The following is a 16,307-nucleotide window of genomic DNA, read 5'->3' as shown; positions in this document are numbered from 1 at the left end:
GGGAGTCATTCGCATGGATACGTTAATCGCTGCGACCCACATCACCAAGCTGTACGACGGCGTGCCGTCGCTCGTAAATGTGGGCATTACCGGGCGGGCCGGATCGATTCACGCCGTCACCGGCGAAAACGGCGCGGGCAAGTCGACGCTGATGAAAATCATCGCCGGCGTGGTCACGCCGACCGAGGGTCAGGTGTTGCTGCGCGGCAAGCCGGTGAAGTTTTCGTCGCCGCTCGATGCGCTGAACGCGGGGATATCGACCGTGTTTCAGGAGTTTTCGCTGGTCGCCAATCTCACGGTCGCGGAAACGATGTTCCTCGGCCGCGAACCGAAGCGCGGGCTGTACAGCGTGGATCGACGGCGCATGGAAGAAGAGGCGCGGGCCGCGCTCGGCTACATCGGCTTGCAGATCAACCCGCGCCGTCTGGTCGGTTCGCTGACCGTGGCGGAGCAGCAATCGGTTGAAATCGCCAAGGGTCTCGCGGTCAACGCCGATATTTTCATCTTCGACGAACCGACCGCCGCGCTCAATACGAAGGACGTCGAGCGCCTCGAAGCGCTCCTGCTGAAGCTGCGCGATCAGGGCAAGTGCATCTTCTACATTTCGCACCGCATGCGCGAGATCTTCGACCTGTGCGATACGGCGACGGTGCTCAAGGACGGCAAGCTCGTGGGCTCGTACGCCACCGCCGACCTGAACCCGGACCGCCTGCTTTCGCTGATGGTGGGCCGCGACGTCGCGCACCTTTACCCGCCGCGTGCCGAAACACGCCATGACGTTGCGCTGCGCGTGAGCGGCCTGAGCACGGCGCCGGGCCGCTCCGGCGTGGACTTCACCGTTCGGCGCGGCGAAATCGTAGCGCTCGGCGGTCTCGAAGGACAAGGCCAGCGCGACCTCGTTCGCGCGCTGGCCGGCGTCGTGAAAGGCTGCACAGGCAAGCTGGAATTGCAGCGCCGCTCGGGCGCCTCGATGAGCTTCCGTCCGCGGGCGAGCGCCCGCCGCGCGCTGGCGAACGGCTTCGCCTTCATGCCCGAGGACCGTAAAGGCGAAGGCCTGTATCTCGATCAGCCGATTCGCGACAACCTCACGCTCGGCGTGCATCAGCGCCGGATGCCGTGGGCCTTCGCGCGGCCGCTCACGGCGCTCGTCAAGCGCCTGTCCGACGACTTGCGGATTCGCGCCGCGAGTCACGCGCTGGCTGTCGTGAACCTGTCGGGCGGCAATCAGCAAAAGGTGATGCTGGGGCGCTGGCTCGCGATCGACGCGGATGTGCTGCTGATCGAGGAGCCGACGCGCGGCGTCGATGTCGGGGCGAAAGTGGAGATCTACAACGCCTTGCGCACGTTCTGCGCGCGTGGCGGATCGGTACTCTTCACGTCGCGCGAACTGCCCGAAGTGATCGGCCTTGCCGATCGCGTGCTGGTGGTGTCCGGCCATCGCATCGTGAAGGAAATCGACGCGAAAGACGCGACCGAAGAAGACATCCTTCAGGCCGCCGTCGCGCGGACCGCCCAACCCGCAGGAGTCACAGCATGATCAATCGCATCACGTCGTGGCGCGCGGACCGTAGCGGCGGCCAATATGTATCGGGGCTGCTGTTGCTGGTCGCCGTGGCTGCTCTGGCCGTGTCGTTCAGCAGTTTCCGCACGCCGCAGAATCTCGCCAACCTGATCGTTCAGGCAACGCCTCTTCTGGTCGTCGCGCTCGGACAGACGCTGCCGATTCTGACCGGCGGCCTCGATCTTTCGGTCGGCGTCGTCATGAGTCTCTCGACCTGCATCCTCGCGACGACCGGCTCGCCCGCACTCGCGATCGCGCTCACCGTCTTGAGCGCGGCGCTGGTCGGCGTCGTGAACGGCATCGGCGTGACGCGGTTTCGCGTGCATCCGATCATCATGACGCTGTCGACCGGCACGATCCTGCAAGGCATCGTGCTGCTCGTCCAGCCTTCGCCCGGCGGCAGCATCTGGGCGCCGATTTCCGCGGCAGTCGGCAACTCGGTGATGGGCGTGCCGGTCGCCGTGGTGTGGGTCGCGCTGGCAGCTTGGATCGCGTGGTCGCTGCTGCATCGCTCGCGCTTCGGGCTGCATCTCTACTCGGTGGGCGGCGGCGCGGATAACGCCGCGCTCGCGGGGGTGAGCGTCGCGCGCACGACCATCGCCGCTTACGTGCTCTGCGCGCTGTTCGCAGCGATTGCGGGCATCTTCCTCGCCGGACGCATTTCGTCGGGCGACCCGTGGGTCGGCGCGTCGTACGGGCTCGATTCGGTCGCGGCCGTCGCGCTGGGCGGCACGCAGTTGAGCGGCGGCATCGGCGGCCCGCTCGGCACGATCTTCGGCGCGCTGCTGCTCAGCATCGTCGGCAACGGGATGAATATCGTTCAGATCAATCCCTTCCTGCTCTCCGTCGTCAACGGGACGCTGCTTCTGTTCGCGGTGTGCCTGCGTCGCCGCAAAGAAATCGGGATCTAAATCATGCCAGCTCAACACGCCTCCGAAACCGGAAACCTGACGCTGCGCGCGGCACCGCGCTTCAATGTGCGCCAGTTCGTCAATGTGGTGCCGCCGTCGATTGTGGTGCTCGTCGCGCTGCTCCTGTTCTGTCTGTTCTTCAGGCCCGTGCTGCTGCAATGGCCGTTTCAGATGGTGATCGCGCGGCAAGCAGCGCCGCTCGGCCTCGCCGTGGCCGCGCAGATGATCGTGATGCGCTGCCGGTCGATCGACCTGTCGATCGGCGGCGTTTTCGTCCTCACCAACTATGTAATCACCTCCGCGCCGCTCAACGAGATGTCGGCCCCGATGCTGATCGCCGGCGCGCTCGCCATCGGTGCGCTGGTCGGCCTTGTGAACGGTCTGCTGATCACGCAGTTCCGCGCGTCCGCCGTGATCGCGACGCTGGCGATGGCGTCGATCCTCACGGGCACGGTGTTGTTCCTGAGCTCAGGAAGCAGCCCCGGCTCGGTGCCCGACGCCGTGCAGGTGCTTGGCAGCGCGAAGATCGGCATCGTGCCGATCGCAACCGTGCTCTGGCTGGCCGTGCTGGTGCTGCTTGCCATCCCGTTGCGGCTGATGGTGTTCGGCCGCCTGCTCAAGGCGGTCGGCAGCAATCCGGCCGCAGCCGCGCTCTCCGGGCTGCCGGTCGAAGGCGTGTTCATTGCCTCGCACGTCGCGGCCGGACTGCTGGCTGCGGGCGGCGGCCTCCTGCTCTCGGGCTATGTGGGCGTGAGCACGACCAGCGTCGGCGCGGATGTGGTGATGAATTCGATTGCCGGCGTGATTCTGGGCGGCATCACGTTCGGCGGCGGACGTGGCGGGCTCATCGGCCCCGGCGCCGCGGCCTTCGCGCTGACACTGCTGTTCAACGTGCTCAACGCGTATGGTGCGGGCGAGTCTGGCAAGCTCATCGTTCAAGGCCTCGCGATTGCGGGCGCGGCGATTCTCGCGGGCATGGCGCGGCAAGCGCGCCGCTGAACGCCCGGCCCGCTGGCATGGCCATCGCGCCGGGCCAGCGGACGGACCACAGATCAGTTCCAAGGTTTTATTCATGGCTAAAGCAACGACACACTACGACTTCATCGTCATCGGCGCGGGCGCGGCGGGATGCCTGACGGCGGGCCGGCTCGTGCGCGATCACGGCGCGCGCGTTCTGCTCGTCGAAGCCGGCGCGCCCGATCGCAACCCGCTCATTCACATGCCTGCGGGTTTCGTCAAACTGCTGTCGAATCACGATTACATGACGTTCCACCGCAGCGCGCAGCATCCGCACTTGAACGGCCGGCAACCGTCGATCCCGCAGGGCAAGGTGCTGGGCGGCGGCAGTTCGGTCAACGCGATGGTCTACATTCGCGGCCAGGCGCGCGATTACGACGACTGGGTCTCGATCACCGGCGACGAGTCGTGGCGCTATCGGCAGTTGCTGCCGCATTTCATGCGGCTCGAAGGCAACTCGACCTTCAACAATGCCGCGCACGGTGTCAACGGGCCGCTGAAAGTATCCGATGGCGCCAATCTGAGCGACGTATCGCGTGCGTTCGTGCTCGCGGCGCAGCAGAACGGTCTGCCCTATAACCCGGACTTCAACAGCGGCACGCAGATGGGGACGGGCTTCTTCCAGACCACCGCGTTTCAGGGCCGCCGATGCAGCGGCGTCGACGCGTTCCTCGCGCCGGTCATGAACGATTCGCGTCTGACGATCCGCACCGGCGCGCAGGTCACGCGGATTCTGATCGAGCGAAACGCCGCGAAGGGCATCGAAATCCAGAGTGGAACGCAGCGCGAGCAGGTGTTCGCGGATCAGATCGTGCTCACGGCGGGCGCGCTCGTCACGCCCAAGCTGTTGATGCTTTCCGGCATCGGTCCGGCCAATGAACTCTCGCGCCTGAACATTCCGGTGATCGCGGATCTGCCGGGCGTCGGCGAGAATCTCCAGGATCATCATGAAGTGCCGGTCGTGGCGTTCTGCAACGGCAAGCAAGGCTATTTCGGCCAGGACCGCGGCTGGAACCAGCTTCGCAACGGCCTGCAATATCTCGCGTTCCGCAATGGACCCGTTGCGTCGAACGCCGTGGAAGCCGGTGCCTTCTTCAATCCCGACGATGCATCCGGCGCGCCTTCGATCCAGATGTTCTGCCTGCCGACCGTGTACCTCGACCCCGACGTAACGTCGACCAAAGCGACCTACGGCTTCACGCTGAACAGTTGCGTGATGCGCCCGAAGAGCCGAGGCCGCGTCACGCTGCAAACGTCCGACCCGAACGCTACGCCCATCGTCCATCCGAACTATCTGGAGCACCCCGACGATCTGCGGCTGTCGATTGCAGGACTGCGCCGCGCCGCGCAGATCATGCGCGAAGGTCCGCTCGCCGCGATGGTCGACCGGATCGTGCTGCCCGACGAGCAGGCCGTCACCCAGACTTCATCCGCTTCGGACGACGCGCTGGCCGAGCATTGCAGACGCACCGTCAAGACCGTCTATCACCCGGCGGGCACGGCGCGCATGGGCACGGACAACGACCCCATGGCCGTCTTGCGCAACGACATGACCGTGCGCGGCATCGCGGGCCTGCGCGTGTTCGACACGTCGTCGTGGCCCACCATCATCAGCGGCAATACGGTTGCCACGACTTATGCCGTTGCCGATCGCGGCGTGGCGCTGATGATGGGCGAGACGCTGCCGGGCGCGCCTGCCGCAACCCTGATTAGCCCGGCCGATGCGACGCTGATGCCCGCGCTCTAACCGTTCGCCTCCTTATTCGACGCCTCCTTGATCGCCCCGACATGATCAGGATGCCTAAACTGGAAACCATTCAATGAACGATATTCTCTCCTGCTTCGCGCCCGACCTGCTTGCCGGCAAGACCGCGCTGGTATCGGGCGGCACGAGCGGCATCGGCCTGGAGATCGCCAGGGGGCTCGCCGGTCTCGGCGCACGCGTCACGGCGACCGGCAGCTCGGCCGACAAGATCGCGCAACTCAAACGTGAACACGCGACGGATCGGATCGAATTCGACAGCCTGAACGTGACCTCGCCGGAATCGATTGCCGCGTTCGCGCAACGTTTCGACCGCCTCGATATCCTCGTCAATTCGCAGGGCATTTCGCGGCCCGGTCAGGAATACGAGGACGCGACGTTCCTGAATGTCGTGGATATCAATCTCATCAGCGCGATGCGTCTTTCGACGGCCATGATGCCGCTCCTGAAACGCTCGCACGGCACGATCATCAATATCGCGTCGATGCTCAGCTATCTCGCCGATGAGGAAGTGCCCGCCTATTGCGCGAGCAAAAGCGGCATTCTCGGCCTGACGCGCGCGCTGGCGCACCGGCATGGGCGCGACGGCGTGCGCGTGAACGCGATCGCGCCGGGCTATCACCGCACCGCCATGACGCACGGCCTCTGGAGCGAACCGCACGCGGCAACGAAAATCGCCGACCGTACCGCGCTCAAGCGCTGGGGCGAAGCCGACGATCTCGTCGGTGCAGCGGTTTTTCTTTCGACCCCCGCTTCGCGCTATATAACGGGCGCCACGCTGGCCGTCGACGGCGGCTATGTCGTCGGTTGATCGACGGACCCATTGCGCCACGACCGTGAGCCTCCGTTCATGCTGAGAACCAGCGTTTTTCCTTCTCGATACGTGCAGGGCGCCGGCGCACTCGACACGCTCGACGACGAACTGGCCCGATTCGGCACTTCGGCTGCCTGCCTCGTCGACGACAAGGTGCGTGCGATGCTCGATCGTCTGCACACCAACGCACAACGCGTCGAACTCAACGTGCGAACGTTGGAAGCCGCCTGCACGGACCGCACGATTGCCGACACCGCTGCATGGATTCGCGAAACCGGCGCGCAAATGGTCGTCTCGTTCGGCGGTGGCAAGGTGGTCGACGTCGGCCGCGCGGCTGCCGACGATCTGCGCCTGCCCTTCGTGTGCGTGCCTACGATCGCGGCATCGGATGCGCCCTGCTCCGCGCTGTCGGTCATCTATGACGATAACGGCCGGGTGCTGCGCGATCGTTTCGTCCGGCGCAATCCCGACCTCGTGCTCGTCGACTCGCGGATCGTCGCGCAGGCACCCGTGCGTTTCCTTATCGCGGGGATCGGCGACGCGCTTTCCACCTGGTACGAAGCGCAGGCCTGCCATCGCGCCTACGCGCCGAACCTTTGCGGCGGACGCGCAACCGCCCTCGCCTTCGCTGCGGCAAAGCTGTGCCTCGACACGTTGCTCGCGCACGCGGTACAGGCGGTCGACGACTGCCGCGCCCACCTCGTCACCCCGGATTTCGAGGCCACGCTGGAAGCCACCGTGCTGCTGTCGGGTATCGGCTTCGAGTCTGGCGGGGTCGCCGCCGCCCATGCCATTCATCACGGACTCGCCGAATTGCCCGCCGCGCACGCGTTGCTGCACGGAGAAAAAGTGGCCGTGGGCACGCTCGCGTCGCTCTTTCTGTGGGCGGTCCCCGACGACGAGCGCAAGCGGATATTCCGCTTCTGCCGCGATGTCGGCCTGCCCACGCGGCTCGCTGCGATCAACGTCGATGTCGACGATACGGCCGCGCTGATGACGGTCGCGCAGCGCGCATGCCGCGCGGGCGAGATCATCCATAACGAGCCGTATCCGGTCACGCCCGAGCGGGTCGTCGCGGCGCTGCAAGCCATGGACCGATACGCCGCGAGACTCGTCGACTAGCAACACCCGCCGTATGGCGCTGCGCACTTGCGACAGTTGCCGCCATTTATCGAACGCATTGCAAGGAACGTCTCTCATGTTGAAAATCGAAAGCGTCGACACCTACGTGCTCAAGACCGCGCTGGACAAACCCTTCGCCTATTCGCAGGGATGGGTTACCGGCCGCTCGACAACCGTCGTGCGGATTCGCACCACCGACGGCATCGAAGGATGGGGCGAAACGTTCAGCGTCGGCCTCCAGCCGCCCGAAATCGCGGCGACCGTGATCGACAGCGCACTCAAGCCGCTGCTGCTCGGAAAAAATCCGCTCGACACCGAAGTACTCTGGAACTCCATGTATGTCCGCACGCGCGACTTCGGCCGTAAAGGCGTCGTGCTGGGCGCCATCAGCGCGGTCGACATCGCGTTGTGGGACATCTGCGGCAAGGTCGCGAACCAGCCCGTGTGGCAACTGCTGGGCGGCGCGTTCCGCCAGCGCGTGCAGTGCTACGCGACGGGCTTCTTCCGCCCCGAGGGACAAGGGCAATCCGCCGATATGGCCGCCGAAGCGAAACGCCACCAGGCCGCCGGCTTCTCGATCATGAAGGTCAAACTGGGCTTCGGCCTGAACGGCGATATCGCGGTGATGCACGCAATCCGCGACACGCTCGCGCCCGAGACGCAACTCATGGTGGACGTCAATCACGCGTACAGCGCGAACGAAGCGATCCGTCTCGGGCGCGCGCTCGACTCGATGCGCCTGCGCTGGCTCGAAGAACCCGTGGTGCCGGAAGACCTGGCCGGCTATCGCCGCGTGCGCGATGCCATCGACACGCCGATCGCAGGCGGTGAAGCCGAGTTTTCGATGTATGGCTTTCACGATCTGTTCGCAGCAGGCGCCGTCGATATCGCGCAACCCGATATCTGTCTCGCGGGCGGTTTCACCGCGCTCAGGCACATCAATGCGCTCGCGCAGGTTCACGGCGTGAAGGTCAATCCGCACGTTTGGGGCACCGCCATCGGCCAATACGCTTCGCTACACATGATCGCCGCGACGCCCGACACGCACTATGCGCTGTACGCCGATCAGCCGTTGTTTGAATACGATACGTCGTCGCATCCGTTCAGGACGGCACTGGTCACGCAGCCTCTCGAACAGCGCAGCGGTTGGCTCGATGTCCCCGACCGGCCGGGCCTGGGCTTCGAACTGGACCGTGCGTTCTTCGACAAAACCGCAATCCGCATCGGGCATTGAGAACCCTGCGCTCCAGGAGACGAACGTGGAAGACGCAACGACGGTGAACAACGAACGCTGGACCTTGAAGTGGCCGCATGGCGAGGCGACTGTGCAATCGCTGGGCGGCATGCTGGCGCCGGTGCGATTCGACCTCGGCGCGGGACGCAGCGTCTCGCCGCTGCATGTCGCGCCCTGGGGCGACGATCCCCAATGGCCTGGACTCCTGCGTGCGCTGCGCGGTGAATGGCCTTGCCTGCCGTTCGGCACTACCGAAGCGCCGCCGGGCCTGCCGGAAGGCTTCGAGTCCCGGGATGCCGACGACGCATGGCGGCACGGCTACAGTTCGAATCACATGTGGCGGCGCGTGGAGCAGACCGGGCACGCGATCAGGTTGCGCATCGACTACCCGCCCGAAAGCCCGGTCGACTATCTCGAACGGCTCATTGAAGCGAGCCCGCACGAAGCGTCACTGTCCGTCTCGCTGACGGTGCACGTGCGGCGCGACGTGACGCTGCCCTTCGCACTCCATCCGACTTTCGCGGTGCCGCCGGAGGGTGTCGATGTACTGGCGTGCCCGTATCGCGCCGTTCACACGTATCCGGTCGCCATCGAGCCGGAGTTTTCGCAGATTCTGCGCAACCGGAGTTTCGCTTCGCTGCGCAAGCTCGAAACCTGGGATGGATCGATCGATTTGTCGCGGCTACCGTTGCCACAGCAAACCGAGGAACTCGTTCAACTGGAGGCCTGCGAGCCGCCTTTCGTGCTGCGTTACCCGGCGGACCGGGCCGAAGTCAAACTGGACTGGGACCCTGGCGATTTTCCGGACGCCGTGCTCTGGATCAGTAACGGCGGGCGCAAGTACGAACCATGGGCCAGCCGCAATTTTGCGCTGGGCGTGGAGCCTGTCAGCGGGTTTTTCGATCTGGGCAGAGTTGTAACGCCGTCTGCCGACCACCCGCTCGCGAGCCGGACAGGATTGGCGTTTGTGAGCAGCACGCCGCGCACGATCCGCTATCGGCTATCGGCAATTGCGGTGTGATGCGAGTCGGCAGCGCAAGCCATGGCTAAGCCGACAAATCGTCCTTATCTATTCACAGGAGCCGGGAATATGAATCGCTACGATCGCCGCGAACACGCCGCGCCGTCGCTGCACCCGCAGGACACTGACGCGTTCGACGCCCTGTTCGCCGATGGTTTCTCAACGGTGGTGTTTGGCCGACGACAGCATGACCCTGCCGTGGGCCAGAACGCGTACGAAAGCGCAGCCACGTACACGCTCGCCAACGCAAACCGGTTTTCCGCAGTTCAGCGTGGGAACTCCAGGCATTCCCCCCTGCGAATGAATCGGAATAAATCAAGCTGAACGCGTGATGAAATGATCGGCAGCCCCTCGGGGAAGACGAATTGCGTCGACGATACTTGCGAGCGCAACGACTCCGATAAGATCGAATGCCACGCGGTACTCGATTCCGGGACTATGCCAATCGGCGCTCAGTGCAACAAAGTGACCGAGACGCACGCCCAAAGCGCCGAGCGTAATGCCCGCCGCCATTGCAATTTGCGAAGCCGTGTTGAAGAGACTGTTAGCGTCGGACATACGCTCTTTCTGGACATCCGCATAAGCAATCGTGCCGAGCACGGTGAATTGCATCGACCGCGTCATGCCGCCGAGGAAAAGCAGGAGCACCGTGACCGGCACTGGCGTGTCTTGCCGGAGCCACGCGCACGCTGCGAGGCAAACCGCACAGAACACGCCATTCCAGATCATGACCGGCCGATAGCCAAAGCGCTGCAGAATCCGCGTGGTGACCGACTTCATCGTGAGATTGCCCGCGAACACGGCGAGCACGAGCAAGCCCGAATGAAAAGCGTCGTAGCCGAAGCCGACCTGAAACATCAACGGCAGGAGAAACGGCGCGCTGCCGATCGCCATACGTGCCAGCGAACCGCCCCGCAATGCGGCGCGAAAGGTCGGAATCGAACATGCGGACAGATCGACAAGCGGGGCGCGCGAATGCAATAAATGGCGAATCGCCACGATTAAAAGCGCGATGCCACCGGCCAGCATGGCGAATGCAATGACATCGAGTCGTGCGTCGGCGCGCTCAAGACCCGTAAGCAAAGCGAATGTCCCCGCGCCGCTTAACAGAAATCCCGGCCAGTCGAAGCGGTGCGCGCGCGCTTCTCGCGCGTCGGGGATGATGAAGCAAGCGACCGCCAGTGCTATCAGACCGATCGGCACGTTCAAATAAAAAATCCAGCGCCAGCCAAAGTGTGTCGTGATAAAGCCTCCAATCGGAGGCCCAAGCACAGGCGCGATAAGCGCAGGCCAGACAAGCGACTGCATCGCCGCCATGAGGCGCTCTTTCGGCGTGGAGCGCATGACAACCAGCCGGCCCACCGGCACCATCAATGCACCAGCAACGCCCTGTAGCACGCGCAATGCAACGAAAATCACCAGCCCGTTGGACAAGCCGCACAGTGCCGACGTCAACGTGAACAATGCGATCGCGAACGCGAACACGCGGCGCGCGCCGAAGCGGTCGACCACCCAACCGCTCGCAGGCACGAACACGCCAAGCGCGAGCAGATAGGCACTCACGCCGATATTCAGCGCGACCGCCGTTGTGCCGAACGAGCGCGCCATGGCGGGCAGCGCCGTGGCAATCACGGTGCCGTCGAGGATCTCCATGAAAAGCGCCCCTGTTACGAGAATCATGATCGCGCGGAGACGAACTGAGGAGGACGGCACGGTCTTGGCTGGGGGCAGATGGGGCATACGGTGAGCACGCGGGCGCGTCAAACGACTCTGGCCGGCGCATCAGGTGAAAATATCGAAAAACATATCTTACGATAATTTTCGGTGCTCTGCTGGACCCAAGATACGGGGTCAAATCGTGCCACGAGATCATGGCTAGGCACCGACATGGGTGTGTCGATCACCGCGTGCCAATACCGGTTGCGCCAACGACCGCTGCCTATGTGCGCCTGGCGTAGATGCGGGCGGCTGATATCTTGCCGAAGCACGCCGCGCCGCAGTAAAATACTGTACAAATATACAGTCAATAAACGCCTGATAGTCTGTCTTATCTGAAGAAACTCATTCGGGGCGTTGCCGGGTTCGCCTGGCGCTGTTGTCTGCTCCGATAGCGCAATCTAAACACCTGTTGCGCTCGACAACCCATTTGACAACTTCGAGCAAAGCCGTATTTTTGGCAGGACCGTCGACATGAACAGCTCACCGTTACGCCGCATCGCGCATGTCGACATGGACGCGTTCTATGCATCGGTAGAATTACTTCGCTATCCTGAGTTACGAGGACAGCCGGTCGTCATCGGCGGCGGGCGCAACGCCGAGCCGCAGTTGCAGCCCGATGGCACACGCCGCTTCGCAAAGCTCCGTGACTATGCAGGGCGCGGCGTCGTGACCACGTCCACCTACGAGGCGCGCAAATTCGGCGTGTTCTCCGCCATGGGCATGATGAAGGCCGCGCAACTCGCACCCGACGCCATTCTCCTGCCCACCGACTTCGAGTCCTATCGCCACTATTCACGGCTGTTCAAAAGCGCGGTGCGCACCTTCACCGATCAGATCGAGGATCGCGGCATCGACGAAATCTATGTCGATCTCACCGACGTGGACGGCGAATCGCGCGACATCGGCGCACGCATCAAGGCCGCGGTACGCGAGGCAACCGGCCTCACCTGCTCGATCGCCATCGCGCCCAACAAACTGCTCGCGAAGATCGGTTCCGAACTCGACAAACCAGACGGCCTCACACTGCTCACGATGGCCGATCTCCAGGCGCGCATCTGGCCGCTGGAGGCGCGGAAGGTCAACGGTATCGGGCCGCGCGCGAGCAAGCGGCTCGAGGAACTGGGCATCGCCACGATCGGCGATCTCGCGAAGGCCGACCTCGGTCTCTTGCAGGAGCATTTCGGACGCACCTACGCGGCATGGCTCGCGCGGATTTCGCACGGCGAGGACGATCGCGCGGTCGTGGTGTCGTCGGAGCCGAAATCGATGAGCCGCGAAACGACCTTCGAGCGCGACATGCACGTCGGCCGCGACCGTGCGGTACTCACGCCCGCGCTCACGCACCTATGCGAGCGCGTCGCGCAGGATCTGGATCGCAAAGGTTATTGCGGCCGCACGGTCGGCGTGAAAATCAAATTCGCGGACTTTAAAATCGTCACGCGCGATATTTCATTGCCGATGGCCGTGCGCGATACCGCCGCGATTCGCCGCGCGGTCGGCGCGTGTCTGAAGCGTATCGAACTCGACCGCCGCATCCGGCTGATTGGCGTGCGCGTCAGCGCGCTCGAACGGTACTCGGCGGACAGCCCCATCGCGGGCGCCATCCAGGGCGAGTTGCCGTTCGGTCCTTAATGCCGTTCGGTGCTTAAGACGCGCGCTCCTCGGTGCTGGAACTCAATGCTGAATCTCAGTTCTGGAAATAGCTGAGTCCCAACGCGCCCTTCACCTCGGACAGCGTCTGCGCCGCCACTTCCCGCGCGCGCATCGTGCCGCGACGCAGAATCTCCATCACCTCGCCACGGTCGGCTTCCAGTTCCTGACGACGCGTGCGAATCGGTTCGATCAGCGTTTGAAGGCGCTCATTGAGCACGCGCTTCACCACGCTGTCGCCCAGACCGCCGCGCTGATAATGCGCTTTCAGTTCATCGACCTTTTGCACATCGGGTTCGAACGCATCGAGAAACGCGAACACGACATTCCCTTCCACCTGCCCCGGATCGCTGACGCGCAGATGGTTCGGATCGGTGTACATATTGTTCACGGCCTTGGTGATTTCGTCCGGCGTCGCGCCCAACGTAATGGCGTTGCCGAGCGACTTGCTCATCTTGGCCTTGCCGTCGATGCCGGGCAGGCGCGTGACCTGCGAAAGCACCGCCTCGCATTCGACCAGCACCGCGCGATCGACCGTGTTGTTGAAACGGCGCACGAGCTCGTTGGTTTGCTCGATCATCGGCAACTGATCGTCGCCGACCGGCACGTGCGTGGCCTTGAACGCCGTGATATCGGCGGCCTGACTGACCGGATACGTCAGGAAACCGGCCGGAATATCGCGCTCGAATCCGCGCAGGCGAATTTCTTCCTTAATGGTCGGATTGCGTTCGAGACGCGCGACAGTCACGAGATTGAGCAGATACTGGGACAACTCCGCGAGTTCCGGCACCTGCGATTGAATCAGAATGGTCGACTTCGCGGGATCGATGCCGGCAGCGAGATAATCGAGCGCGACTTCGACGACATTCTCGGTGACTTTCTGATGGCGGCCGACGTTATCGGTCAGCGCCTGCACATCTGCGAGCAGCAGAAACTGATTGGCTTCGTGCTGAAGCTGAACGCGCGCGCGCAGCGAGCCGATATAGTGGCCGAGATGCAGCGGGCCGGTGGTCCGGTCGCCGGTCAGGATCGTGGAACGGGTGGCTTGGGTCATTGACGGGTGCCTCACAGTGTTCGAGCTGTTCGATGCACCAGTCGTCGGCGTGCAGAAACGAAAATGCCGCCAGGACTGGCGGCATCACGTTTGCATTATGCGTGGGGAAACGGGCCGCCGGATTCAGGCGCGCCACCAACCATGCAGCATGAGCGTAAGCGGTTTGGTTTCCATGGGAGGGAGTATAGCGTAGGTCCGGCGATGGCGCTGATCCGGGTGGTTTCATGCCGGGGTACGCTCCTTCTTCAGCCCGGCACCAAATCCGCGTTTGCGCGCGAGTGCCAACGGATCGGGCGCACGACGGCGGAACTCCCGATAGGCAGACCCCGGATCGATCGAATTGCCAATGCTGAATAGCGAATCGTGCAATCGCGCGGCCAGTTCCGTGTTGAAGGCATCGCCTGTTTCGGTAAACGCCTCGAAAGCATCCGCTTCGAGCACCTGCGCCCACAAATAACTGTAGTAACCCGCAGCGTATTCAATCCCGCCAAAGGCGTGCCGAAAGCAAGGCAGCCGATGATTGACGTCGACCTCGCGCATCACACCGAGCCGCTCGAAATAGCTCGCCTGGAATGCGTCGATATCGACATCGCTGCAATCGTCGAGTGAATGCAATTCGATGTCGGCGAGCGCAGAGGCAATGTATCGAACCAGTTCGTAGCCTTCGTTGAAGCGACTCGCCGCGCGCAGACTGCGGACGAGTTCATCGGGAATGACGTTGCCGGTATCGGCGTGTCTCGCGTGTGTTGCGAGCAACGTGGGATCGAGAACCCAATTTTCCATCAGATGAGACGGAAACTCGACGAAATCGCGCTGCACGCGCGTTCCCGACAAACGGCGAAAACGGACGCCGGACAAAAGACTATGCAGCGCATGCCCGAGTTCATGGAATAGCGTACGCACATCTTTCAGGGCAAGTTGCGTTCGCTTGCCTCGCGCGCCCTGGAACGACGCGCTATTGATCACGAAGGGCAAAGTCGCGTTGAGCCCGTCGCAACGCATGCGGAATTCCGATTCCCACGCACCGGATGTTTTACCGTCGCGCGCGTAATAGTCGGCGGCGAAATAGCCGATGGTCTGCCCGCGTTGCTCGACATCCCAAAGCCGCACATCCGGGTGGTAAAGCGCCACGTCGTGCCGCTCGCGAAAACTCAGGCCAAAGAGACGGTGAGCGCAGTCAAACGCCGCACGAATCGACGACTCCAGTTCGAAATGCTGGCCAACCAGTTCGGCGTCGATATTGAATTCGCGGGTACGCAAGCGCTCTGTCAAATAGCGCCAGTCCCACGGTTCGATATCGACCGGCTCGCCGGTTTCCTGCGCGAATAACCGTAGCGCCGCGAGTTCGCTTTCGCACAATGCGCTGGCCGGTTCCCAAATGCTTTCGAGCATATCGCGCACGGCCTGCGGCGTGCCGGCCATCTGGTCCGTCAACGCATAGTGCGCGAAGTTTTCGAATTCGAGCAGTTTCGCCTGTTCGGCGCGCAGCTGAATCACTTCTCGCACGACGGGCCGGTTGTCGACATCGGGTTCGGTGCAACGGCTTGTCCACGCACGCCAGATGCGTTCGCGCAGATCCCGCCGCGCCGACCAGGTAAGGAATGGAACGACGCTCGAATAGGTGAGCGTGAAAACATACTGATTCGCGTGCTCCGCTTGCTTTTCGGTGAGCGCGGCGCGCCGGATGAAATCCGGCAGGCCCGCGAGTTCCGCGTCTTCGGTCAGAACGAGTTTGAATGCGTCCGTCGATGCGACGAGATTGTGATTGAACGACACGTAGAGTTGCGCGAGACGTTCTTTGATTGCGTGAAGGCGCGTCGAATCCTGAGGCGAAAGATGAACGCCGTTGCGAACATAATCCGCGTGAATCAATTCGAGCAAACGCAGTTCGTCCGCCTTCAGGTCAAGCGTGTGCCTCGTGCGCCACAGCACATCGAGACGCGCGAAGAATGGCCGATGACTGAGCAACGCGGCATGGTGATTCGCGAGCAATGCGCAGACTTCGCCTGCAACCGCCCACACATCGCGGGTCCCCATCGTTAGCCGCAGGATTTCAAACAGGGCATCGATTCTTTCAAGGTGGCCGCCCGTTGCTTCAAAAGCCGCGACCGTATTGTCAAACGTGGGCGGTTCGGGATTCGCGGCGATGGCGTCGACCTGAGCGATCCGCTCCCTGGCAAGGTGAGCAACGGCGGGGGCGAAATGCTCGGGACGAATCTCGGCGAAAGGCGGAAATTCGCCCGGCGCTTTCCAGTCCGATAACAACGGATTGTGCGTCGACGCGGTCATAGATTGCTTGCGATCCTTTCAATTGAAATTTCCAGGAGAAGATCCATCGCGCGGATTCAATCGCGGGGCACGAAAGCGCTGCGACTCGGGCCATTCGCATCAATCGGCGCGTCGTCGAGCGTACCAAGCCAGAATTGCTGACGCCATCTCTGC

General features: G+C 63.2%; 13 protein-coding genes. 10 read left to right on the top strand and 3 right to left on the bottom strand.

Annotation, left to right across the window (positions count from 1 at the left end; all coding sequences use genetic code 11):
• The first annotated feature begins 13 nt into the window (after window positions 1-13).
• From LDO54_RS22660 to LDO54_RS22620, 9 genes are all read left to right on the top strand, one after another.
• Window positions 14-1,537 carry a sugar ABC transporter ATP-binding protein gene (locus tag LDO54_RS22660; RefSeq protein WP_224012898.1) on the top strand — a complete coding sequence of 508 codons (1,524 nt, stop codon included), beginning with the start codon at window positions 14-16 and terminating at the stop codon, window positions 1,535-1,537.
• A complete protein-coding gene (locus LDO54_RS22655; RefSeq protein WP_224012897.1) occupies window positions 1,534-2,472 on the top strand; it encodes an ABC transporter permease in 939 nt (312 codons plus the stop codon). The genes LDO54_RS22660 and LDO54_RS22655 overlap by 4 nt, the downstream gene beginning before the upstream one ends.
• A 3-nt stretch (window positions 2,473-2,475) precedes the next feature.
• Window positions 2,476-3,471, top strand: coding sequence for an ABC transporter permease (locus LDO54_RS22650; RefSeq protein WP_224012896.1), 996 nt, complete (start codon window positions 2,476-2,478; stop codon window positions 3,469-3,471).
• Window positions 3,472-3,544: 73 nt separating this feature from the next.
• Window positions 3,545-5,236: a GMC family oxidoreductase gene (locus tag LDO54_RS22645; RefSeq protein WP_224012895.1), complete on the top strand. Its 1,692-nt coding sequence runs from the start codon at window positions 3,545-3,547 to the stop codon at window positions 5,234-5,236.
• A 73-nt stretch (window positions 5,237-5,309) separates the two neighbouring features.
• Window positions 5,310-6,062, top strand: a complete 753-nt coding sequence (locus LDO54_RS22640) for an SDR family NAD(P)-dependent oxidoreductase (protein ID WP_224012894.1) — start codon at window positions 5,310-5,312, stop codon at window positions 6,060-6,062.
• 39 nt (window positions 6,063-6,101) lie between these two features.
• Complete coding sequence (locus LDO54_RS22635; protein WP_224012893.1) at window positions 6,102-7,187, top strand: glycerol dehydrogenase; 1,086 nt, start codon at window positions 6,102-6,104, stop codon at window positions 7,185-7,187.
• A 76-nt stretch (window positions 7,188-7,263) separates the two neighbouring features.
• Window positions 7,264-8,421: a mandelate racemase/muconate lactonizing enzyme family protein gene (locus LDO54_RS22630; protein WP_224012892.1), complete on the top strand. Its 1,158-nt coding sequence runs from the start codon at window positions 7,264-7,266 to the stop codon at window positions 8,419-8,421.
• A gap of 25 nt (window positions 8,422-8,446) precedes the next feature.
• Entirely contained in the window at window positions 8,447-9,442 is a 996-nt protein-coding gene (locus LDO54_RS22625; RefSeq protein ID WP_224012891.1) for a hypothetical protein, read from the top strand.
• Between the two features lie 69 nt (window positions 9,443-9,511).
• Window positions 9,512-9,766: a hypothetical protein gene (locus LDO54_RS22620; protein ID WP_224012890.1), complete on the top strand. Its 255-nt coding sequence runs from the start codon at window positions 9,512-9,514 to the stop codon at window positions 9,764-9,766.
• Here LDO54_RS22620 and LDO54_RS22615 read toward each other — a convergent pair.
• The gene (locus LDO54_RS22615) at window positions 9,758-11,095 is read right to left on the bottom strand and encodes an MFS transporter (RefSeq protein WP_224012889.1); all 1,338 of its coding nucleotides are present in this window, start codon (window positions 11,093-11,095) and stop codon (window positions 9,758-9,760) included. The genes LDO54_RS22620 and LDO54_RS22615 overlap by 9 nt on opposite strands.
• 537 nt (window positions 11,096-11,632) lie before the next feature.
• Here LDO54_RS22615 and dinB point away from each other — a divergent pair.
• Entirely contained in the window at window positions 11,633-12,793 is a 1,161-nt protein-coding gene (dinB, locus tag LDO54_RS22610) for a DNA polymerase IV (protein ID WP_224012888.1), read from the top strand.
• Between the two features lie 55 nt (window positions 12,794-12,848).
• Here dinB and trpS read toward each other — a convergent pair whose 3' ends face one another.
• Complete coding sequence (gene trpS / locus LDO54_RS22605) at window positions 12,849-13,865, bottom strand: tryptophan--tRNA ligase (protein ID WP_224012887.1); 1,017 nt, start codon at window positions 13,863-13,865, stop codon at window positions 12,849-12,851.
• A gap of 222 nt (window positions 13,866-14,087) precedes the next feature.
• On the bottom strand, window positions 14,088-16,154 hold the full coding sequence (locus LDO54_RS22600; protein WP_224012886.1) for a M3 family metallopeptidase: 2,067 nt from the start codon (window positions 16,152-16,154) through the stop codon (window positions 14,088-14,090).
• Window positions 16,155-16,307 lie beyond the last annotated feature (153 nt).

The organism is Paraburkholderia tropica (genome assembly GCF_914484835.1).
Lineage (GTDB): Bacteria > Pseudomonadota > Gammaproteobacteria > Burkholderiales > Burkholderiaceae > Paraburkholderia > Paraburkholderia tropica_A.
The sequence above is the reverse complement of the archived record's forward strand: the minus strand, read 5'-3'. Positions and strand labels throughout refer to the sequence as shown.